The sequence below is a fragment of the Microbacterium tumbae genome, assembly GCF_054780175.1.
In genome coordinates this window covers 731,041-751,918 of sequence record NZ_BAAGWV010000001.1, presented here as the reverse complement: position 1 = coordinate 751,918, position 20,878 = coordinate 731,041, and the positions used below count along the sequence as shown (strand labels likewise).

Genomic DNA, 20,878 nt, shown 5'->3' with positions numbered 1-20,878 from the left:
TCCATGCTGCTCTTCATCCTGAAGCGACTCGGTATCGGGCTCGCGCTCGTCTGGGTCGTGCTCACGCTCATCTTCGCGGCGATCCATGCGATCCCGGGGGACCCGGCGGAGATCCTCGCTTCGGGAAGCGGGACGGCGGCGGCCGATCCGGCCACGGTGGCGGCGATCCGGGCCGGGCTCGGCCTGGACCGCCCGATCGCCGAGCAGTACCTGGACTTCCTCGGAGGCGCTGCGGTGGGGGACTTCGGCACGTCCTTCACCCAGCAGGCGCCGGTGTCCCAGCTGATCGCCTTCCGGCTGCCGAACAGCCTCGAGCTGATGCTCGGCGCCGCTCTGATCTCCATCCCCTGCGGCATCCTGCTCGGCTCCTCGGCTGCACGGCTGGGCGGATGGCGCGACTCCGTGCTCTCCGGCTTCACCGCGTTCGGCGTCGCGATCCCGGGCTACGTGCTCGGCACCTTCCTCGTCGTCCTGTTCGCGACGCAGCTGCGGCTGCTGCCCTCGGGGGGATACGTCGGATGGGACGATCCCGCCGGACATCTCAGCCGGCTGATCCTCCCCGTCGTGGTGCTGTCCGTGATGCTCACGAGCACCGTCGCCCGCATCACCCGCGCCACCATCCTCGAGACGAGCAGAAGCGACTGGGTGCGTACGGCGCGGTCCTGGGGCCTCTCCGATCCGACCGTCTTCCGGCGCCATGTGGTGCGCAACTCGCTGGGTCCCGTGACCTCGGTCATCGCGATCGAGCTGGGCGCCCTGATCGGATCGAGCGTCGTCATCGAGCAGGTCTTCACCTGGCCGGGCGTCGGCTCGATGCTCGTCAAGGGGGTCAACGACCGGGACTATCCGGTGGTCATCGGCATCATCACCGTGATCTCGATCGTGTTCATCGTCATCAACATCGTCGTCGACATCCTGCAGGGTGTTCTCGACCCGCGCGCGAGGAGCTGACCGATGCGCCGCCTCCGATCCCTCCTCTCCCCGGCCCGCATCGCCGCGGCCGCTCTGCTGGCGCTGATCGTCCTCCTCTGCCTCCTCGCGGACGTCATCGCCCCGGTCGGGCCGTTGGCCCAGGACAGGGGAGCCCGATTCGCCGAGATCGGCGCGCCCGGGCATCCGCTCGGCACCGACTACCTCGGCCGCGATGTGCTGTCGAGACTCCTGCACGGCGGTCGAGAGGAGCTCTTCGTCGCCGTGAGCGCGACCCTGCTGGCCCTTCTGATCGGTGTGCTGCTCGGCCTGATCGGGGGCTATTTCGGCTGGCTCGCCGAGATGCTCACGATGCGGACCGTGGACGTCATCCTCGCATTCCCCGCGATCGTCGTCGCTCTGCTCATCACGACCTTCACCGGTCCGAGCTCGATGACGTTGATCGTCGTCATGGGGGTGCTCTTCGTGCCGCAGTTCGCGCGGCTCACCTTCGCCCAGGTCCGGGTGACGAGCAGGCTCGAGTACGTCGACGCGGCGAAGGTGTTCGGCGCGGGCTCCGGCACGATCCTCGCGAAGACCATCGTCCCGAACATGATCGGCCCGGTGACGGCGCAGTTCTCACTCACCATGGCCGCGGCGGTCCTCCTCGAATCGGGTCTGAGCTATCTCGGTCTCGGCGTCCCGGCGCCCAATCCGAGCTGGGGGCAGATGATCGCGGAGGGCACGCGCTATCTCGGCACCACCTTCGTCCCCGTCGGCGTGCCCGCGATCGCCGTGGTGGTCACCATCCTGTGCTTCAGCGTCCTCGGCGACGCCCTGCGCGACGCATTCGACCCGAAGGAGCGATGACGTGTCGACCCCCGCAGACGCCGCAGCAGCCGGTGCACCCCTCCTCGAGATCGCCGGTCTCTCGGTCGATCTGATCGCGCATGGCACGACCGTCCACGCCGTGCGCGACGTGTCGCTCGAGGTCGGCAGAGGGGAGATCGTGGCGCTCGTGGGCGAGTCGGGGTCGGGGAAGTCGATCACGGCCTCCGCCGTCCTGCAGCTCCTCCCCCGCGGCGCGACCGTGGGCGGGAGCATCCGATTCGAGGGTCGCGAGCTCACTGCGCTCGGCCCCGGCGATATCCGCAGGATGCGCGGCGCCGAGATCGCGATGGTGTTCCAGGACCCCATGACCTCGCTCAACCCCGTCTACACGATCGGCCAGCACCTGGAACAGGCCCTGCGGGCCCATGGGCCGGCCGAGGAGGTCCATCGGCGGAGCGTCGAGCTGCTCGAGAGCGTCGGGCTGCCGCAGCCGGAGGAACGGCTTCGCGCCTATCCCCACGAGCTCTCCGGCGGACAGCGGCAGCGGGCGATGATCGCGATGGCGCTCGCCGGGTCTCCCCGGCTCCTGATCGCGGACGAGCCGACGACCGCTCTCGACGTCACGGTGCAGGCCGGCATCCTCGATCTGCTCGACCGCCTGGTCTCCGAGCGGGACATGGGGCTGCTGCTCATCACCCATGACATGGGGGTGGTCGCCAGGATGGCGCACCGTGTGACCGTCGTGCGCAACGGCGTCAACGTCGAGTCGGGCGGGGCTCGCGCCCTCTTCGCCGAGCCGCAGGACGCTTACACCCGCGAGCTGCTCGACGCGGTTCCGCGGATCGGCCGCTTCCGCCCCGGCGGTCCCGCGGAGCAGGATCCCGTCCTCGACGTCGGCGATCTCACCGTCACCTACCGGACGGGTCCGCTCCAGCGGGTCTCCGCGGTCTCCGCCGCCTCGCTCGTCGTGCACGAGCGCGAGACGGTCGCCGTGGTCGGCGAGTCCGGATCGGGCAAGTCCTCGCTGGGCAAGGCGCTCGTCGGACTCGCCCCCATCACGTCGGGGCGGATCGTCATCGACGGCACCGTCGTTCGCAACGGCGCCAAAGCGGGCGGTCGGGATCGGGCGGCGACCTCGGTGGCGATCGTCTTCCAGGACCCGTCGTCCTCCCTCAATCCGCGGGCGACCATCGGTCAGAGCATCACCGCTCCGCTGAGATGGCAGCGGCTCGCGTCGGGGCGCGCCGAACTGCGCCGTCGTGGAGAGGAGATGCTGGAGAGGGTGCGTCTTCCTCGTGAGTGGTTCGATCGCTACCCCCATCAACTCTCCGGGGGCCAGCGTCAGCGTGTCGGCATCGCCAGGGCGCTCATCCTCCGTCCGAAGCTGTTGATCGCCGATGAGCCCACCAGCGCGCTCGACGTCTCCGTGCAGGCGACCATCCTGGATCTTCTCGAAGAGCTCCAGGAGGAGCTCGGCTTCGGCTGCCTGTTCATCAGTCACGACCTCGCCGTCGTCGGCCGGCTCGCGGATCGGGTGGTCGTGATGCGCGCCGGAGAGATCGTCGAGCAGGGCGAGACGTCCCGGTTGCTCGTGGATCCGGAGGCAGAATACACGCGGAGACTGATCTCCGCGGTGCCGGTGCCGGACCCGGCCTTCTACGGTCGCGGCTGATGTGCGGTCGATCGCCGCGGCGGGGTGCGCAGCCCCACCGGCGGAAGCCTCAGCTCCGGCGCTGGTCGGTGTCGAGCCACCAGTTGATGAAGCCCTGGTCGATCGGATTCACGGTCGTTCCGGGCGCGACGATCTCGTCGATGCGGTCGAGCGCCTCGACGGGGATCTCGTAGTCGACCGCCTTCAGCTGATCCTCGAGCTGCTCCATCGTGCGGGGACCGATGATCGCGCTCGTCACGGCGGGGTGCACGAGAGTCCATGCGATCGCCAGCGTCACCAGCGGCACGCCGAGCTCGTCGGCCAGGGCGCCGAGGCGGTCGGCCGCGTCGAACTTCGCCGAGACATGGGGATCGTCGAGGTCGAAGCGCTTGTGATCGTGGTTGTCGCGATGCGTGGTCGGGAAGGGGCGTCCCTTGCGGAAGCGGCCGCTGAGCCATCCTCCGGCGAGGGGGCTCCAGACGACCACGCCGATGTCGTGGCGTCGCGCGGTCGGCAGGAGGTCCGCTTCGATGCCGCGGGCGAGGATCGAGTACGGCGGCTGCTCCGTGACGAAGCGTGCGAGGTGCCGTTCACGCGAGACCGTCTGCGCCTCGACGACCTGAGAGGGCTGGAACGTCGAGGAGCCGATGTAGCGGACCTTACCCTGCTGCACCAGATCGGTGAGGGCGGAGAGGCTCTCCTCGATGTCCGTGTACCTGTCGGGTCGATGCATCTGGAAGAGGTCGATGTAGTCGGTGCCGAGCCGGCGCAGCGAGTCCTCCACGGCGCGCATGATCCATCGCCGCGACCCGCCGCGGTGATTGGGGCCGTCCTCGAGCTGGTTGTAGAACTTGGTGGCGAGCACGACCTCGTCACGACGGTCCTTGAGAGCCTTGCCGACGATCTCCTCGGATTCGCCCTTCGCGTAGATGTCCGCCGTGTCCACGAAGTTGATCCCCGCGTCGAGGGCGGCATGGATGATCCGGATGGACTCATCGTGATCCCTGTTCCCCCACCCGCCGAACATCATGGTGCCCAGGCACAGCCGCGACACCTCCACGCCGGTGCGTGCGAGGTGGGTGAACGGCTGTGCGGGGATGGTTGGCATGCGCCCAGGCTATCGCTGCCGTTCCCTCGATTCCACGGACGGGCGGGCCCGTGTATCGGGGTATAGGCGCCGGATATCCTCGCCTCCGCAGCGTCGATCGGGCTGTCGGGTCGGTCTCTTCCTCCCGGCAGGACGGGCATACGGCGAAGGGCGCTGACGCTCAGCGAGCGAGCACCAGCAGCCCCGCGCCGATCGCGGCGTGGTCGGACCCCGCGGGCATGAAGCGCACCCGTGCGCTCAGCTCGATCGAGGTGACGAACGCGGATGACGCCTCGCGGGCCCTCATCCTCTCCTGGATGAGAACCCGCAGCCCGTCGCCGGAGTTCAGGACGCCGCCGCCGAGGACGACGAGGTCGGGATCGGCGGAGAGCAGGAGCATCTGCGCCGCCGTGACCACGCCGTCGACGAGACGGTCGCGCACGACGAGCGCCTCGGGCTGCCCGTGATCAGCGGCTTCGAGCATCGATGCGACCGCTGAGCCTCCCGGCGACGGCCACGCGGCGGCGACCGCCGAGCCGGAGGCGACGGTCTCGAGGCATCCCCTCTGCCCGCAGGAGCAGAGGCGACCGTCAGGAACGACGGGCAGGTGCCCGATCTCGCCGCGGACGCCTGTCGCACCCCGTTCGAGATCGCCTCGGCGGTCGACGAACCCGGCGGCGAGACCGGTGCCCACGTTCAGATATGCGATCGAGCCGTCGACGTCCATGGATCTCGCGGCTCCGAGGGCTGCGGCGTTCACGTCGTTGTCGACGACGACCTCTCCGCCGGTCTCGCCCTGCAGCGCGCCGCGGAGGTCGAGCGCGGTGATCCCCAGGTTCACCGCATGCGTCACGATCCCGTTCGCGATGTCGACGGCGCCGGGCACGCCGATCCCGACGGATCCCAGCTCGTGCACGGGGACGTCGAGCTCGCGGGCCAGCGCGACGAGCGCGTGCCGGGCGGCGGCCGTCACCTCCGAGGCGCCGAATCCCGTGGGGCGGATGCTGGACGCACTGACCTGTCCGCCGCGGTCGAGCGCCACCGCGTGCGTCTTGGTCCCTCCGATGTCCATGCCGACGGTCCAGCGCGCCGACACGACGCGCACGCCGCCGGTCAAGACGACGGCCTCCGCTCGACCATGCTCTGGAAGAACTCCGGTCCGAACGTCTCCTGGATGAATCCCTGCTGCCCGGCAGTGATCCCCCCATCGACGGGCAGCGTGACACCGGTGATCCAGGAGGCGTCGTCGGAGGCGAGGAAGGCGCACGCCGCGGCGACGTCCTCCGGCGTGCCGATCCTGCGGAGCGGGTACAGATCGCCGATCCCGTTCAGGATGCCCGGCTCCGAGGCGCGGCGCGCGTCCCAGCTGCGCGTTCCGACCGTGCCGGGAGCGACGAGGTTGAACCGCAGCCCGAGCGGGCCGTACCGCAGCGCGAGGTTCTTCGTCAGGCTCGCCAGTCCGGCCTTCGCGGCCGCGTAGACCTCGTTGCCGAAGGCCTCGATGCCGTTCACGGAGCCGATCGTGACGACGTTCCCGCCGTGCGCGGAGCGCAGCAGATGCGGGACCGCCGCCTGGATGCAGAGGAACGGCGCCTTGAGGGTGACGGCGACGTCGAAGTCGAACTCGCTCTCCGTGATGCGCTCGAAGTGCGTGTCGCTGGCGTGCGCCGGACAGTTGACGAGCACGTCCATCGCGCCGGAGTCCTCGCCGAGCCCGTAGAAGAAGCGGCCGACGGACGAGGCGTCTGCGGCGTCGAGCATCCGGGCCTTCGCCGTGCCCCCGGACGCGCGGATCGAGTCGGCGAGCTCTGCGGCCGCATCCTCGGCCTGGTCGGCGATGACGACGTGCGCCCCTTCCGCGGCGAGCCGTTCCGAGACGGCGCGTCCGATCCCCTGGGCGCCGCCGCAGACGACCGCGACACGTCCGAGGAAGCGCGGGCGTCCAGCGGCGTCCGAGGGATTCGCGGTCACGAGAGGGTCGACCCGACGGCGCGCAGATCCTGGAGGGAGACGGGCGAGCCCGTCTCGAGGGAGCGCTCGATCGCGCAGATCGTCTCGGTGACGAGGACCCCCTGCTCGATCCCGGGGCCGAGCGGAGCGCCGTCGAGGAGTCCGGCGGCGAAGTCCTGCACCATCCAGGCCGCGGGACCGACCGCGGATCGGCCGATCCGCCCGGACAGGGGCCACAGCGACTTCTGGCGATCCGTGATCGTGGTGAGCCCCTGGTGACCGAGATCCGCGGAGACCGCCCCCTCGGTCCCGACGACGCCGAAGCGGAAGTCCACGATGCCCTCCCCGGCGTCCGGGAGGACCCACGCCGAGCTGAGCGTCGCCGTGGTGCCGTCGTCGAAGGTCACGAGGGCGTGGATGACGTCCCAGGTGTCCACGCCCCTGGCCGCCAGCACGCCGCGGGAGCCGACGGCGCTCACGGTGACCGGCGTGCGTGCGGTCAGCCAGGTCAGCAGGTCGATCGTGTGCGGCATGAGGAACCAGGCGGGCGAGGAGAGACCCGCCCAGGAGAGCATCCTCGTCGGCACATGGTAAGAATTGCTGAGCACGGCGCTCGAGGTGATGGGCGTGCCGATGTCGCCGGCGGCGACCGCGGCGTGCGCGGTGAGCACGTGCGGGTTCCACCGGTTCTCGAATCCGACGAGGCACCGGCCGCCGCCCTTCTCGACGGCCTCGGCGATGGCGTAGGCATCCTCGATCGTGGTCGCGAGGGGCTTCTCGATGAGCAGATGCGCGCCGGTCCGGGCGATGTCGACGGCGACCTCGCGATGCGCGAAGTCCGGAGTGGCGACGATGACCGCGTCGGGGGCGTGCTCGGAGAGCAGGGCCCGATGGTCGGGAGCGACGGGCAGGCCGGTCGCCTCCGCGGCCTCCGCAGCCACTCTCGGCGAGGGCTCGGCGAAGCCGACGACCTCGACGCCGGGGCTGTCGGAGAGCGCGTCCGCGAACAGTCTGCCGCGCAGCCCTGCGCCGACGATGCCGATGGTGAGCATGGTGATACCTCTTCTTCTGGGATTTCGGTTCGGAGAGCGCGGCCGGCTCAGAACAGCGTGAAGCCGCCGTCGACCGTGACGATCGATCCGGTCATGAAGCTCGACGCCTCGCTGGCGAGGAAGATGGCCACGGGGCCGAGCTCGTGCGGCTCCCCCCAGCGCTTCATCGCGGCAGGGTCCACGCACCAGGGCTTGAACTCCGGCTGGTCCACAGGGGACATCTCGGTGAGGAAGTAGCCGGGCGCCATCGCGTTCACCCGGATGCCGTAGGGCGCCCACTCGGCGGCGAGCCCCTTCGTGAGCTGATGGACCGCGGCCTTGGAGGTGAGGTAGGAGATCTGCCAGCGCGGCTGGTTGACGATCTGCGCGGACATCGAGCCGACGTTCACGATCGTGCCGCCGCCGCGCTCGGCCATCCGCTTGGCGACCGCGCGGCTGCAGTACCAGACGCCGTCGACGTTGGTCGCCATGACCTCGTGCCAGGAGCTGTCGGGCGTCTCGAAGGCGGCGCCGCCGATGCCGATGCCCGCATTGTTCACGAGCACGTCGATCTCGCCGAACTCCGAGCTCACCTCCGCGACGGCGCGCTCGACGTCGTCGGAGTCGGACACCTCCAGCTGGACGCCGTAGGCGCGGATGCCGAGCTCCTCGAGCTCCGCCGCCGCGGCCTGCGCCGCGGAGAGCGTGCGCGCCGTGACGGCGACGGAGGCGCCGGCCTCGCCGAGCCCCTGAGCCATGGCGCGGCCGAGGCCGCGGCTTCCCCCGGTGAGCAGGACGGTCTTGCCGTCGAGGGAGAACTTCTGCAGTGCGTTCATGATGCCTTTCCGCGGTGGGGTTCGGACGGGAGGGTCCAGGTGAGGGTGAAGCGGAGGGTGAGCGGGCGGCCGGGCCCGACGATCGCGGCGCCTCCGGCGGCGAGGCCGTTGACCGGTCCGGTGAGGGGCTCGATGCAGAACGCGCCCGGCATGGTCTCGCAGACGATCCAGTGGCTCGCCTCGGCGGAGAGCACGATGCGCGGCCCGTCCTCCCAGGCGACGACGGGATCGCGGACGACGTCCGTGAAGGAGTCGTCCCAGGGGCGGCGCCCGCCCCCAGGTGCATCGCCGATCGGAATGCCCTCGTCGTCGCAGACGATGTGCGTGCCGGGTTCGAATTCGAAGGAGGCCGTCCTGCCGTCGGCGAGCCGCTCGGCGAACCAGGGGTGGAAGCCGATGATCGCCGGCATCTCCCTCTGCTCGTTGCGGACCTCGGCGGTGATCGTGAGGCGGTCGGCGGCGAGGTCGAAGCGCTGCGAGACCGTTCCGCCGAACGGCCAGCGCTCGTCGAGGTCGATCGAGATCCCCTCCTCGTCGATCCGCCATGGCCGGTCGAACACGAAGCCGTGCATGGCGTGCTCGCCGAAGTTCCGCGGCATCGACCAGGTCCTGCCGTCGTAGTCGAACTCGCCCTTGGCCGTGCGCCCGACGAAGGGCGCCATCACGAAGGAGCCGTGGAAGATCTCCGGCGGCCTGCCGGGAGGCGGCGTGCTCCGTCCGAGGACCTCGTCACCGCCGAGGACGAGGGAGGTCAGCCGTCCGCCGTCTGTCGGGTCCACGACGATGGATGCCGGGCCGCGCTCCGCCCGGAGGAGCCCGTCGGAGCCGAGCGAGAGGCCCGCGGGCGCGCTCACTTCACCGCTCCCGCCGTGAGACCGCCGACGAGGTGCTTCTCGATCGACGCGAAGAGGATCACCACGGGGACGATGGCGATCAGCGACGCCACGAACAGGTACTGGTACTCGGTCTGCTGCAGGCCGACGAACTGCTGGATCCCGACCGGGAGGGTCTGCAGACCCAGCGTGGAGTTGTTGAAGAGCGTCAGCGAGACGGGGAACTCGTTCCACACCTGGATGAAGGAGAAGATCAGGGCGGTGACGAGGCCGGGCCGGACCAGCGGGAGCGCGATCCGCACCATGGTGCGGAACGTCCCGAGCCCGTCGAGCTTCGCGGCCTCCTCGATGTCCAGCGGCACGGATTCGAACTGGCCGCTCAGGATCCAGATGGAGAAGGCGAGGTTGAAGGCGGCGTTGGTCAGGATGATCGACCAGTACTGGTTCACGCCGCCCACGACGACGAACTCCTGGTACAGGCCGACCACGACGGCGACGGGTGCGATCACCTGGGTGACGAGCACGAGGCGCATGAACGCGGAGCGCCCGGCGAAGCGGTGGCGCGCGCTGAAGTACGCGGCGGGAATCGACACGGCGAGCACGAGGGCGGTGGACACGACCGCGATGATGAGGCTGTTCTTGAGGAACCCCGCGAGGTCGATCCTCGTCCAGATCTCCGTCCAGTTCTGCCACTGCCATTCGGTCGGGAGGTAGACGGCCGGCGACGAGAAGAGATCGGTGTCGTCCATGAACGACGAGACGAGCATCACGAGGTAGGGGAAGAGGAAGAACAGCGCGATCAGCAGGCCGAACAGCGGCATCGCGACCGGTCGGACCCTGGCCCACAGGCGGGCGCCGGCGGTGGGCCCCGAGCGCTCGCGGCGGGGGCGCCGCGCGCGTTGCTCCCAGCGGGAGGTGAGCGGGGAGAGCAGCCGGCCGAGCCGCCCTGTCCCGCGTCCGCGTCCTTCGACGGCGCGGAAGTAGAAGAAGATCACGACGCAGAGGAAGAGGATGTTGATCACGGAGAGCGCAGCGGCCTCCCCGATGTCGAGCTGCTGCCGGAAGGCGATCTTGTACGCCCAGGTGATCGTCGTGTCCGAGGTGTTGCCGGTGTTGCTGCCGGTGATCACCCAGATGACCGGGAACGAGTTGAACACCGACACGACGACGAGGATCGTCGCGATGACGAGCGAGGGGCGCAGCAGCGGGAAGGTCATGCTCCAGTAGGTGCGCCAGGCTCCGGCGCCGTCGACCTTCGCCGCCTCGTAGACCTCCTCGGGGATGGTCTGCAGGCCCGCGAGGATCACATAGGTGGTGAAGGGGATCGTGACGATGATGCCGACGACGATCACGGAGGCGAAGGAGAAGCGGGGGTCCTGGTACCAGCCGATCGGCGCCGGGATGATGTGCAGATCCATGAGGATGCGGTTGAGGAGGCCGTTGGAGCCCTGCAGGATGAACCGCCAGACGGTGGCGCTCATCACCAGCGCGGCCGCCCACGGCACGATGAGCGCCCAGCGCACGAGCCGGCGACCGGCGAAGCGCTTGTTGAGGAACTGCGCGAGCCCGAGGGCGATGGCCATGGAGCCGCCGACGACGAGCACGACCCAGACGATGGTGTTGACGGCGACCTGGAGGAACGAGGGCTCGCGGAACAGCCGGAGGTAGTTGTCGAAGCCGGCGAACCCGTGCTGGACGCCCGAGGCGTCGATCGCCGTGAACGAGTTCTGCACCATGATCGCGATCGGCACGACGATGACGGCGGCGATGAGGATGATCGACGGCAGGGTCCACGGGAAGGCGCGCACCAGGGAGCGCAGCCCGGTCTCGCGGCGGCGGGCGGGGCGATGTCCTCCACCGGTCGTCACGGCGACGGTGGTGGTGCGCGAAGCCAGGTCGGTCATGCGAGTCGTTCCTCTCGGGTGGGTGCTGCCGGGGCCTCGGGCGGCCCCGGCAGCACGGCGGATGCGATCGGGCTACTTCGTCGCTGCGGCGTTGATCCCGTCGAGGATGGACTTCGCATCGGCTCCGGGGGCGACCCCGGTGCCGATCTGGTTCTGCACGGCACCTTGGACCGCCGGGAAGGCGGGATCGGTGGACGGGTAGAACTTCGCGCTGGGCAGCAGGTCGAGGAACGGCCCGAAGTCCGGGTTGCTCGCCAGCGCGGAGGATGCGCTCGCCGTGGCGGGCAGGAAGCCCTGGTCGGTCAGGAACCGGGTGTAGTTGTCCTCCTGGTAGAAGAAGTCCAGGAACTTGGAGACCGCCTCCGTGTTGCCCGGGTTGTTGAAGGACATCAGGTAGTCCTGCACGCCGAGGGTGACGGGGGCGATGTCGCCGTTCACCGGCACGGCGGCGACGCCGTAGTCGACGGTCGAGTCCCAGCCGCTGAACAGGCTGGGCGCGAAGCTGGCGCCGAACATCATGCCGACCTCGCCGTCCGCGAAGGGGTGGAACACGCCGTCGGTGCGGTTGGTCTGGCCGGGGTTCGGCTCGGTGACCTCGTACACGTTGGTCAGGCAGTTGAGCACGTTGAGGGTATCGACGTTCTGCGAGCTGTTGACCGTGAACTCGCCGGGCTCGGTCTGCCAGTCCCCGCCGTTGCCCCACATCCACATGGACCACTCGGCCTGGCTCTCCTCCGACCCCAGCGGGAGCCCGAAGCCGATGTAGCCGGCCTCCTTGAGCTTCTTGGCGTCGTCGACCAGCTCGCGCCACGTCGTCGGCGGCTCGTCGATGCCGGCGTCCGCGAAGGCGTCCTTGTTGTAGAACAGGGCCCGCGTGCTCGTGATGAACGGCAGGGCGTACTGCGTCCCGTCGTAGACGCTGGCGTCGCGGAACGCGGGGATGAAGTCGTCCTGCACATCCGCGGAGACGAGATCCTCGGCCGGCTGCAGGAGGCCGTTCTCGGCCCAGCCGGAGAACTTGTTCTGGTTGAGGATGTCCGGATACTGCTTCGTCTGGATCATCGTGGCGACCTGCTGATCGATGTTGTTCCAGTCGATGATCTGGACGTTGACCGTGTAGCCGGGATTGGCAGCCTCGAAGGAGGCGGCCAGATCCTCCCAGTAGTCCTGGGTCGTGGAGGTGTATGCGCCGCCGACGAAGGTGATCGTCTTCGTCGACTCCGCCGCCGCGGGGACGGCGGTGTCGACGGCTGCGGTCCGCACCGTCGGCGACGTCGGAGCGGAGGCGGATGCTGTGGCCGCCTGCGGCTGCGAGGGCGCTGCCGCTGCCGCGGCGGCGGGGCTGTCCGAGAGGAGGGCGTCGCAGGACGCCTCATCGAGGGTGGTTCCTGAGCCGGTGGCCGCGCAGCCCGCGAGGGCGGCGGAGGTCGCCGCGACGAGCGCGAAGGCCAGGCCGACCTTGGGTGTCGTTCTCTTCATTGCAGAGCTCCAAGCGTTGTAAGGGATGTCCGCCCGAGCGGAGGGGCCGCCCGTTCCTCGAAGGTTTGATCTCTTTCCTGACTAACCGACGAGGTATGTACACTTTCCTGACTAAACAGATAGGATGTCAAGTACTTTCTTCGAACTCGTAACGCGGATTTAACGGGGGCTCGGTGGTACTGGAAGACGTCGTCACGGGTCCGTCGGCCCTGCCCGGAGCAGGGGCGTATCGGATGCCCGCGCGTGCGGAGTCGGCGCCGCGGCTCATCTCGCAGACCGAGACGGGACGCCTGAACCGCACGCGGCTGCTGCAGATCCTCTACGACGTCGGGCCGCTGTCGCGGGCGGAGCTCGCCCGCATCTCGGGGGTGACGAAGACGACGATCGGATCGATCGTCCAGCCGATGCTGGACGAGGGGATCCTGCTCGAAGGGCCGCCGCAGCGCAGCAGCGCTCAGGGCGGCAAGCCGGCCCGGCCCATCTGGTTCTCGCCGCACGGGCGCCCGATCGTCGCGGTCCACGTGCTCCCCTCAGACGTCTGGGCGGCGCTCGTCAGCCCGACGGGCGAGATCCTCACGCGGGCGACCCGCAGCTACTCCGGCACGCGGAACGTCGCCTCGACGATCACCGAGCGGATCCTGGCGTGCATCGAGGACGTGCTCCCCGCGCGGCCGGCCGAGGTGCTCGGCGTCGGGGTCGCCGTGGGCGGGATCGTCAACACCGACGAGGGGGCGATCGTGGAGATGAACCTCGCCCCTCGCCTCGCGGGCGTCGCGCTGGGGCCGATCCTCTCCGAGCGCCTCGGGCTCCCCGTGCATCTCGACCTCCACCCGCGCGTCCAGGCGCTGGGGGACCGCTGGTTCGGATCCGGCAGGCGCATCTCCTCGTTCGCCTCCCTCTACTGCGCGGAGGCGATCGGCGTCGGCATCGTCATCGACGGCGAGATCCATCGCGGCAGAGCAGGCTCCGGCGGAGAGGTCGGACACACCGTCGTCGACCTCGGCGGGGCCGTGTGCCAGTGCGGCCGCCGGGGATGCTGGGAGACCATCGCCTCGCAGAAGTGGCTCCGCGTGCAGGCCGCCGTCGCCGGCCTGCCGAGTCCCACGACCCTCACCGTGGCGCGGCTGACGAACATGGCAGAGGAGGGGCTCACCGAGGCATCCGCCCTGCTCGAGCGGTATGCGCGCAACGTCGCGATCGGCATCATCAACCTGCAGCAGACGCTCGCGCCAGGGCTCTTCATCGTCCACGGCGAGATCGTGCACGGCGGGGAGCGACTGCGCGCCTCGATCGAGCAGCACGTCGTGAACGGGGTCGCGCATCATCCAGGAGGGGAGCCGCGCGTCATCTTCGCCGGGCCTCAGGACGACATCGTCCTCCTCGGCGCGGCCGGTCTCGTGCTCTCCGAGTCGCTCGACATGCTCGCCTGAGTGCGTTGCGCTGCTGTCTCGCGCGTTGCGCTGCTGTTCTGTGCCCGCGCTGCGTGGTTTTCGGCAGCGTGTGCGGATAAGGGCCGCGTAACTCCGGAATGAGCAGCGTGAACGCGGGCAGGATCTCAGAATCCCCTCCTCAGGGGGGCCTGATCCGTTCCCGCCGTATCGGCGAGTCCACAGCCGGAGTCCGCCAGGATGGGAGTCGCATGAACGGACAGCAGTGACTCGACGGACCAGCAGGACGCGCCGCCGGACGGCGGGGGTGCTCGTCGTCCTCAGCATCCTCCTCGCCCTCGTCATCGTGATCGGCTGGACGCCCGGTCCGCTCGGCACCGGCGTGTCCGTCGTGCTCCCGCTGCTCGGGGTCCTCGCGATCCTGATCGCCCTGGTGACGCTCGTCGTCCTCCCCCGCGCGGCGATCGCGACCGCGCTCGCCGTCGTCCTCTTCCTCGTCGCGGTGGCGCCGGCCTTCCCCGCGTTCCCCGGATCCTCGGGCGATTCCGCCCTCACGATCGTCAGCCAGAACGTGCGGGCCCAGTCCGGCGGCGAGGCGTCGGCGAACGATCTCATGGCCGGAGGCCCAGACGTCATCACCCTCACCGAGCTGGACGCCGCGAGCAGGGACGCCGCCGGTCAGGCGCTCTCCGAGCAGTACCCGCACTCCTACGCCGTCGGCACGGTGGGCGTCTGGAGCCGCTATCCGCTGACCTCCGGAGAGCCGCTCGGGCTCGGCCTCGGCTGGAATCGCGCGCTCCGCGTCACCGTGCAGGCGCCGGCCGGCGACATCCGTCTCTACCTCGTCCACGCCGCCTCCGTCCGCCCCGGCGCGCAGTCCGCGCGCGACGGGATGCTCAGCGAGCTGGCGGATGCGGTGCGCGCCGACGACGCCCCCCGCCTCATCGCCCTCGGCGACTTCAACGCCGCCACCACCGACCCCGCCCTGCACGCCATCGGCGCGGAGCTCGCACTGGTCCGTCCGACGGACGGCTCGCTCGGCTTCAGCTGGCCGGCCCGCTTCCCGCTGGTGAAGATCGATCACGTCTTCCAGCGCGGATTCGATGTGAGCTCGGCCACGACCAGGGCGGCCGGTGTCAGCGATCACCTCGCCACGGTCACGGTCCTGTCGCCCCGCTGAGATCCCCGCGGCTCACGCGGGGGTGCGCAGGAGCCAGATCACGTCGCGGCCGAAGGACTCGATCAGCAGCGCGAGGGCCAGGGCGACGAGGAAGACGGCGAGGACGGGAGCCAGCTCAGACACCGCCAGAGCCAGGGATATCCCCGCGAAGGCGGTGACGACCTTGCGCCAGTACCGGTACGGAAGCCGGCGGTCCAGCCGCGGCCACAGCCACCCGGCCACGACGAAGGCGTAGCGCAGCAGGCCGATCACGAGCGCCCACGCCCCCATCCCGCGCGCGACCTGGATGCTCAAGACGAGAAGAAGGAAGGCATCCACCTCCATGTCGAACTGCGCGCCGAGCTCGCTCGCCGACCCCGTGCGACGCGCCACCCAGCCGTCCACGCCGTCCAGCGCCAGCGCGGGGATCACCAGGGCCACCAGCAGCCCGGCCGGGACGTCGGCGGCGAAGGATGCGGCGATCAGGCCCGTGACGACCCCGACCAGGGCGGAGCGGACGGCGGTGACGGCATTCGCAGCCCCGAAGGTCGTGGCGCCGCGACGTCGCAGGCCGAAGAGCACGAAGGCCGTCGAGCACACGAGGTAGCACAGGGTCGCCGCCCATCCCCAGAAGGGCATCTCGAATCGCGGATCCCCCGGCCAGAGCAGGACGGCTCCGACGCCCGGCAGTGCGCCCGCCAGCGCCCATCCGATCCCGGCGATCTGAACCTTTCCCATCCGCACCTCGTGTTCTCATCGGCCGCGTCGTGCACGCCGACCGTGCTGTTAACACGCGGCGCGCGCGATCGAGGTTCATTCACGGAATCCATTCACGGAGGGGTGCAGGACGGATGACGAAGGCGACGGCGTTCTGGATCGAGCGTCCTGGACAGGGCGGATTCCGCTCCGCAGTGCTCGCCGAACCCGGCCAGGGCGAGGTGCTGGTGCGCACCAGCCACACCGCCGTGAGCCGGGGGACGGAGGCGACGGTGTTCCAGGGGCGTGTTCCGGCCGCCGAGCACGCGCGGATGCGGGCGCCGTTCCAGGAGGGCGACTTCCCGGCGCCGGTGAAGTACGGCTATCTGAACGTCGGCGTGGTCGAGCAGGGGCCGCAGGAGCTCCTCGGAACGTCCGTCTTCACTCTCTTCCCCCATCAGTCCGCCTTCGTCGTGCCGGCGGACGCCGTGCACGTCCTCCCGGACGGCGTCCCCCCGCGGCGTGCGGTGCTCGCCGGCGCGGTCGAGACGGCGGTCAACATCCTGTGGGATGCTGCGCCCCTGCTCGGCGACAGGGTGACCGTGATCGGCGCCGGGATGATCGGCTGCTGCGTCGCCCGCCTCGCCGGGCGGATCCCCGGCGTCCGCGTCACTCTCGTCGACGTCGATGCCGGCCGTTCGACGATCGCCCGGTCGCTCGGGGTTCCGTTCGCGACTCCCGATGCGACGCTCGCGGACCAGGATCTCGTCATCGAGGCGAGCGGTTCGGAGGAAGGGCTCTCGTTCGCCCTCCGGAGCGCGGTGGACGACGGCGAGGTGATCGTGGCGAGCTGGTTCGGGGACCGAGCCGTCGCCCTGCCCCTGGGGGGCGACTTCCATTCCCGCCGTCTCTCCCTGAGATCCAGCCAGGTCGGACAGGTCTCGCTGCGTCGCAGGCACCGACGTACGACGCACGCGCGACTCGCGCTCGCCCTCGACCTCCTCCGCGACGAGGCCTTCGACGCGCTGCTCACGGGATCGTCTCCGTGGCAGGAGCTGCCGGAAGTAGCGCGGCGGCTGGCGGCCGGGACGTCGAAGGAGATCTGCCACACGATCGATTGGAGCGAGGAGCCATGCCCTACACCGTGACGGTGCGCGATCACATGATGATCGCGCACAGCTTCACCGGGGAGGTGTTCGGCCCCGCGCAGCGGCTGCACGGCGCGACCTTCGTGGTGGACGCCGCCTTCGGGGCCGATGATCTGGATGCCGACGGCGTCGTCGTCGACATCGGAGCCGCCGGTGCGGCTCTGGCCGGCATCCTCGCCGGGCTGACCTACCGCAACCTCGATGAGGAGCCGGCCTTCGCCGGTGTGAACACGACGACCGAGGTCCTCTGCCGGGTGATCGCGGATCGTCTCGCCGATGCGCGCGCTCGAGGGGAGCTCGGCGCCGCGGAGAACGTGAACGCCATCACGGTCACGCTCCGCGAGTCGCACATCGCCTGGGCGAGCTATTCGAGGACGCCATGACGGACCCGGTCTTCTTCCTCGTCCCCGAGATGATGGACGATCCTCTCCGCGTGAGCGGGGGGAACGTGTACGACGCGCAGGTCGCCGACGGCCTGCGCCGGATCGGGGTGCCGCTGCGCACGGTGCGGCTCCGGCAGCGTGCAGGGGCGCTCGCCGCCGAGCTCGCAGGGATGCCCTCCGAAGCGGTCGTTCTCGTCGACGGGCTCCTCGTGTCCGCCGAGCCTCGCGCGTTCGCCGCGGAGAGCAGGCGTCTGCGCCTCCTCGTCCTCGCGCACGGACCTCTCTCGGACGGTTCCGACGAGGAAGACGAGGAACTCCTGGCCTTCAGCGGCGCCGAGCGCATCGTCGCGACCAGCGAGTGGACGCGCGGGATGCTCGTCTCCTCCGGCGGCATCGCTCCCGAACGCGTCTTCGTCGCCCGCCCGGGTGCCGAAGGCGGCGCCGTCACGTCGGACTCCGCTTCCGGCGGGCGGCTGCTGTGCTCGGGGGTGGTGGCACCGCACAAGGGGCAGGATCTGCTCGTCGACGCGCTCGCGGAGCTCGCCGGGGTCGAGGGATGGACCTGCACCATCGTCGGGTCGCTGACCGCCGCACCCGAGTACGTCCGCTCCGTGCGTCGCGCGATCGATCGGGCAGGTCTCCCCGGACGGATCCGTCTCACGGGGGTGCTCCGGCGCGAAGAGCTCGAGGCGGAGTACGGGCGGGCCGATCTCCTCGTGCATCCGTCCCTCGCCGAGAGCTATGGCATGGTCGTCGCCGAGGCGCTGGCCCATGGCGTACCGGTCCTCGCGACACGGGTGGGCGGGATCCCGGAGGCCGTGTCGCACTCGGAGGCCGTGTGCCTGATCCCCGCCGGGGACGGCGCTGCGCTGCGCGACGCCCTGCGCGGGTGGCTGCAGGATCCGTCGCTGCGCCGGCGGATGCGGGACGGCGCGCGCCGCGCGCGCGAGGAGGTCCGTGGATGGGACGGCGCGGTGTCGGTCATCGCCGCGGTCCTGGACGAGGCGGGTCGCGGTGCCGCGCTCGCCGCGGGGAGGGCGGTCGCGGTATGAGCGAGGTGATCCCGGTCAGCAGCGACTGGCTGGCGCTGCGCGAGGCGGAGGACGCCCGTGCGCGATCGCAGGAGCTCGTCGAGCGGGCGGCCGGGATGCTCCCCGGCGGTCCTCTGACGGTGCACGATCTGGGCAGCGGCACCGGCTCGATGATGCGCTGGCTCGCTCCGCGCCTCCCCGGTCCGCAGCACTGGGTCCTGCACGACTGGAACATCTCGCTCCCCGAGATCGCCCGCGCAGGGGTGGCGCCCGTCGACGCCGATGGCCGCCCGGTCGAGATCGGCACGCGCATCGGCGAGCTCGCCCGCCTCGACGCCGATGCGCTCCGCGGCGCGTCTCTGGTGACGGCATCCGCGCTGCTCGACGTGCTCACCCTCGCGGAGGTGACGGCGATCGTCGAGGCGTGCATCGGCGCGCGAGCTCCGGCGTTCTTCTCGCTCAGTGTCACCGGCGAGGTCCGGCTGAGTCCGCGCGATGCGCGTGATGCGGTCTACCGGGAGGGCTTCAACGCCCACCAGCGCAGGGAGGTCGACGGGCGGAGCCTGCTCGGCCCGTCCGGCGCCGGCGCCGCGAGCCGGCTGTTCGGCCCGGCCGGCTGGAGCGTGCGGACCGCGCGCACCGTCTGGATGCTGGGCTCTGAGAACCCCGCCCTGCTCGCCGAGTGGTTCGAAGGATGGGCCGACGCGGCCGAGGAGCAGAACCCGGCGCTGCGCCGCGGACCGGGAGCCTACCGTCCGCTGCGCGAGCGACAGCTGCGCGAAGGCGAGCTGACCGTCGCCGTCGCGCACACCGATCTCCTGGCGTGGCCGTCATGACGTCCCGAGTGGGTCTCCGCACCGTCGTCCCGGCGGTCCTCCGGTCGAGGTGGACCGCTGCGGCGATCGGCGTCGCCGTGCTCTTCGCGACCGCTCTGCACCTCGGCACCGCGCCGTTCCTGCAGGGGCTGCTCGCGCTGACGCCGCGCGACGTCGTGATCGCCGTCCTCCTGTGCGCGATCGCGACCGCGGCATCCGCCTGGCGCTGGGTGGCGGTCTCCCGCGGATTCGGGGTCGGCCTGAGCTGGCCGGCCGCGGTCGGACTCTACTACCGCTCGCAGTTCCTGAACTCCGTGCTGCCCGGCGGCGTGCTCGGCGACGTCCACCGGGCGATCGACGAGGGGCGTCGGACGGACCGCCTCGTGGAGGCGGCGCGCACCGTGGCCGTCGAACGCACAGCGGGTCAGAGCGTCCAGCTCGTCGGGATCGCGCTGGTGCTGATGGTGCTCGGCATCCCCGAGGCGGGGATTACGGTCGCCGCCGCCATCGCCGTATGCGTGCTCGTCTTCCTGGCGCTCGTCGCCCTGGCCTGCCTGCATCCCGCGGTCCGCCATGCTCTCGCACGCGAGGGGCGCGCACTCCGGGCCGTGCTGCGCTCGCCGGCGGTGGCCGTCCCCGTCGTCGTGGCCTCGCTCGTCGTGCTCGCCTGCCACGCGACTCTGCTGGCGGTCGCCGCGTCGGCGGTGGGTGCGGACGTCCCCGTCTCGCGGATGGTCTCGCTGGCGCTCATCGTCCTGGCCGCCGCGGCCCTTCCGCTGAACGCGGGCGGCTGGGGGCCGCGCGAAGGGGCGGCGGCATGGGCGTTCGCGGCCTCGGGCTACGGCGCGGCCGCCGGGGTAGCCACGGCCACCCTCTTCGGCGTCCTCTCGCTCATCGCCCTCGTCCCCGGCGCCGTCATGGCCGGCATCGCGCCGGTCGTCCGAAGGAGGCACCTTGTCCGAACGTCCCTACGTGGTCCTGAGCTGCGCGCTGTCGCTGGACGGCTACATCGACACCGCGACCCCGCCGCGGCTCCTGCTCTCCAACCCGGCGGACTTCGACCGCGTGGATGAGCTCCGCGCCGCGAGCGACGTGATCCTCGTCGGCGCCCGCACCGTCCGCCGCGACGACCCCCGCCTTCGTGTGCGCAGTGCGGCGCGGCGTCGCGAGCGGGTCGCCCGGTCGTCGTCTGCGTCTCCGTGGAAGGCGACGATCACGTCCTCGGGCGATCTCGACCCGCGAGCCGCGATGTTCAAGGACGACGTCACGACGCTCGTCTACTGTCCGCGCGGCGTCGCAGAGGCGGTCCGGCGCACGCTCGGCCACGTCGCCACCGTCGTCGCGCTCGGCGAGGAGGTGAGCATGGCGGCCGTGCTGGACGACCTCGGCCGGCGCGGCGCGCGGCGCGTGCTCGTCGAGGGCGGCAGCACGATCCACACGCAGTTCCTCGCCGGTGAGCTCGTCGACGAGCTCCAGCTCGTCATGGCCCCGTTGTTCGTCGGCGACGGGCGCGCACCGCGCTTCGTCCAGGACGGACGCTTCGCGTGGGACGAGCACCGGCGGGCCGCGCTCCTCGAGGCCCGACCGGTCGGCGATGTCGTGCTGCTGCGCTACGCGCTGTCGGAGCGGTGCGCTCGTGAGGACGCGCTCGCCGCCGTCGCGCAGGCGGTGCTGAGATGACGCACCGGGTGGTCGAAGCACGTCCCCTGGCCCCGATAACCCCACCGAAACAGAACCGAAAGGCGGC

20 protein-coding genes are annotated in these 20,878 nt (G+C 70.6%); 11 read left to right on the top strand and 9 right to left on the bottom strand.

Features of this window, described 5'->3' with window-relative positions:
- Positions 1-3 precede the first annotated feature (3 nt).
- The 3 genes from ACYVGQ_RS03555 to ACYVGQ_RS03545 are packed head-to-tail and all read left to right on the top strand — an operon-like array spanning position 4 to position 3,412.
- Positions 4-951: an ABC transporter permease gene (locus tag ACYVGQ_RS03555; protein WP_460783145.1), complete on the top strand. Its 948-nt coding sequence runs from the start codon at positions 4-6 to the stop codon at positions 949-951.
- A 3-nt stretch (positions 952-954) separates the two neighbouring features.
- A complete protein-coding gene (locus ACYVGQ_RS03550) occupies positions 955-1,779 on the top strand; it encodes an ABC transporter permease (RefSeq protein ID WP_460783144.1) in 825 nt (274 codons plus the stop codon).
- Position 1,780: 1 nt separating this feature from the next.
- A complete protein-coding gene (locus tag ACYVGQ_RS03545; protein ID WP_460783143.1) occupies positions 1,781-3,412 on the top strand; it encodes a dipeptide ABC transporter ATP-binding protein in 1,632 nt (543 codons plus the stop codon).
- A 49-nt stretch (positions 3,413-3,461) separates the two neighbouring features.
- On the opposite strand, the gene ACYVGQ_RS03540 is transcribed toward ACYVGQ_RS03545, so the two are convergent.
- The 8 genes from ACYVGQ_RS03540 to ACYVGQ_RS03505 form a co-directional block, all read right to left on the bottom strand.
- The gene (locus ACYVGQ_RS03540; RefSeq protein WP_460783142.1) at positions 3,462-4,499 is read right to left on the bottom strand and encodes an aldo/keto reductase; all 1,038 of its coding nucleotides are present in this window, start codon (positions 4,497-4,499) and stop codon (positions 3,462-3,464) included.
- A 160-nt stretch (positions 4,500-4,659) separates the two neighbouring features.
- A complete protein-coding gene (locus ACYVGQ_RS03535) occupies positions 4,660-5,595 on the bottom strand; it encodes an ROK family protein (RefSeq protein ID WP_460783141.1) in 936 nt (311 codons plus the stop codon).
- The gene (locus ACYVGQ_RS03530; protein WP_460783140.1) at positions 5,592-6,449 is read right to left on the bottom strand and encodes an SDR family NAD(P)-dependent oxidoreductase; all 858 of its coding nucleotides are present in this window, start codon (positions 6,447-6,449) and stop codon (positions 5,592-5,594) included. The genes ACYVGQ_RS03535 and ACYVGQ_RS03530 overlap by 4 nt, the downstream gene beginning before the upstream one ends.
- On the bottom strand, positions 6,446-7,480 hold the full coding sequence (locus ACYVGQ_RS03525) for a Gfo/Idh/MocA family protein (protein ID WP_460783139.1): 1,035 nt from the start codon (positions 7,478-7,480) through the stop codon (positions 6,446-6,448). Before ACYVGQ_RS03525 ends, ACYVGQ_RS03530 begins: the two co-directional genes overlap by 4 nt.
- 47 nt (positions 7,481-7,527) lie before the next feature.
- Positions 7,528-8,295, bottom strand: a complete 768-nt coding sequence (locus tag ACYVGQ_RS03520; RefSeq protein ID WP_460783138.1) for an SDR family NAD(P)-dependent oxidoreductase — start codon at positions 8,293-8,295, stop codon at positions 7,528-7,530.
- A complete protein-coding gene (locus ACYVGQ_RS03515) occupies positions 8,292-9,149 on the bottom strand; it encodes an aldose epimerase family protein (RefSeq protein WP_460783137.1) in 858 nt (285 codons plus the stop codon). The genes ACYVGQ_RS03520 and ACYVGQ_RS03515 overlap by 4 nt, the downstream gene beginning before the upstream one ends.
- The gene (locus ACYVGQ_RS03510) at positions 9,146-11,032 is read right to left on the bottom strand and encodes an ABC transporter permease (RefSeq protein ID WP_460783136.1); all 1,887 of its coding nucleotides are present in this window, start codon (positions 11,030-11,032) and stop codon (positions 9,146-9,148) included. Before ACYVGQ_RS03510 ends, ACYVGQ_RS03515 begins: the two co-directional genes overlap by 4 nt.
- Before the next feature lie 72 nt (positions 11,033-11,104).
- A complete protein-coding gene (locus tag ACYVGQ_RS03505) occupies positions 11,105-12,511 on the bottom strand; it encodes an extracellular solute-binding protein (RefSeq protein ID WP_460783135.1) in 1,407 nt (468 codons plus the stop codon).
- A 173-nt stretch (positions 12,512-12,684) separates the two neighbouring features.
- Between ACYVGQ_RS03505 and ACYVGQ_RS03500 the strand changes: the two genes are divergently transcribed.
- Together ACYVGQ_RS03500 and ACYVGQ_RS03495 are read left to right on the top strand one after the other, a co-directional pair.
- Entirely contained in the window at positions 12,685-13,941 is a 1,257-nt protein-coding gene (locus ACYVGQ_RS03500; RefSeq protein WP_460783134.1) for an ROK family protein, read from the top strand.
- A 223-nt stretch (positions 13,942-14,164) separates the two neighbouring features.
- On the top strand, positions 14,165-15,079 hold the full coding sequence (locus tag ACYVGQ_RS03495; protein ID WP_460783133.1) for an endonuclease/exonuclease/phosphatase family protein: 915 nt from the start codon (positions 14,165-14,167) through the stop codon (positions 15,077-15,079).
- A gap of 12 nt (positions 15,080-15,091) precedes the next feature.
- On the opposite strand, the gene ACYVGQ_RS03490 is transcribed toward ACYVGQ_RS03495, so the two are convergent.
- On the bottom strand, positions 15,092-15,796 hold the full coding sequence (locus ACYVGQ_RS03490) for a CDP-alcohol phosphatidyltransferase family protein (RefSeq protein ID WP_460783132.1): 705 nt from the start codon (positions 15,794-15,796) through the stop codon (positions 15,092-15,094).
- Between the two features lie 113 nt (positions 15,797-15,909).
- Between ACYVGQ_RS03490 and ACYVGQ_RS03485 the strand changes: the two genes are divergently transcribed.
- From ACYVGQ_RS03485 to ACYVGQ_RS03460, 6 genes are read left to right on the top strand one after another with little or no spacing between them, the layout of a single operon-like run.
- Positions 15,910-16,902, top strand: a complete 993-nt coding sequence (locus ACYVGQ_RS03485; RefSeq protein ID WP_460783131.1) for a zinc-dependent alcohol dehydrogenase — start codon at positions 15,910-15,912, stop codon at positions 16,900-16,902.
- The gene (locus tag ACYVGQ_RS03480; RefSeq protein ID WP_460783130.1) at positions 16,887-17,285 is read left to right on the top strand and encodes a 6-pyruvoyl trahydropterin synthase family protein; all 399 of its coding nucleotides are present in this window, start codon (positions 16,887-16,889) and stop codon (positions 17,283-17,285) included. The genes ACYVGQ_RS03485 and ACYVGQ_RS03480 overlap by 16 nt, the downstream gene beginning before the upstream one ends.
- Entirely contained in the window at positions 17,282-18,337 is a 1,056-nt protein-coding gene (locus tag ACYVGQ_RS03475) for a glycosyltransferase family 4 protein (protein WP_460783129.1), read from the top strand. Before ACYVGQ_RS03480 ends, ACYVGQ_RS03475 begins: the two co-directional genes overlap by 4 nt.
- Positions 18,334-19,152 carry an SAM-dependent methyltransferase gene (locus tag ACYVGQ_RS03470; protein ID WP_460783128.1) on the top strand — a complete coding sequence of 273 codons (819 nt, stop codon included), beginning with the start codon at positions 18,334-18,336 and terminating at the stop codon, positions 19,150-19,152. Before ACYVGQ_RS03475 ends, ACYVGQ_RS03470 begins: the two co-directional genes overlap by 4 nt.
- Entirely contained in the window at positions 19,149-20,204 is a 1,056-nt protein-coding gene (locus tag ACYVGQ_RS03465; protein WP_460783127.1) for a lysylphosphatidylglycerol synthase transmembrane domain-containing protein, read from the top strand. Before ACYVGQ_RS03470 ends, ACYVGQ_RS03465 begins: the two co-directional genes overlap by 4 nt.
- Complete coding sequence (locus tag ACYVGQ_RS03460) at positions 20,086-20,811, top strand: RibD family protein (protein WP_460783126.1); 726 nt, start codon at positions 20,086-20,088, stop codon at positions 20,809-20,811. Before ACYVGQ_RS03465 ends, ACYVGQ_RS03460 begins: the two co-directional genes overlap by 119 nt.
- The last annotated feature ends 67 nt before the right edge of the window (positions 20,812-20,878 follow it).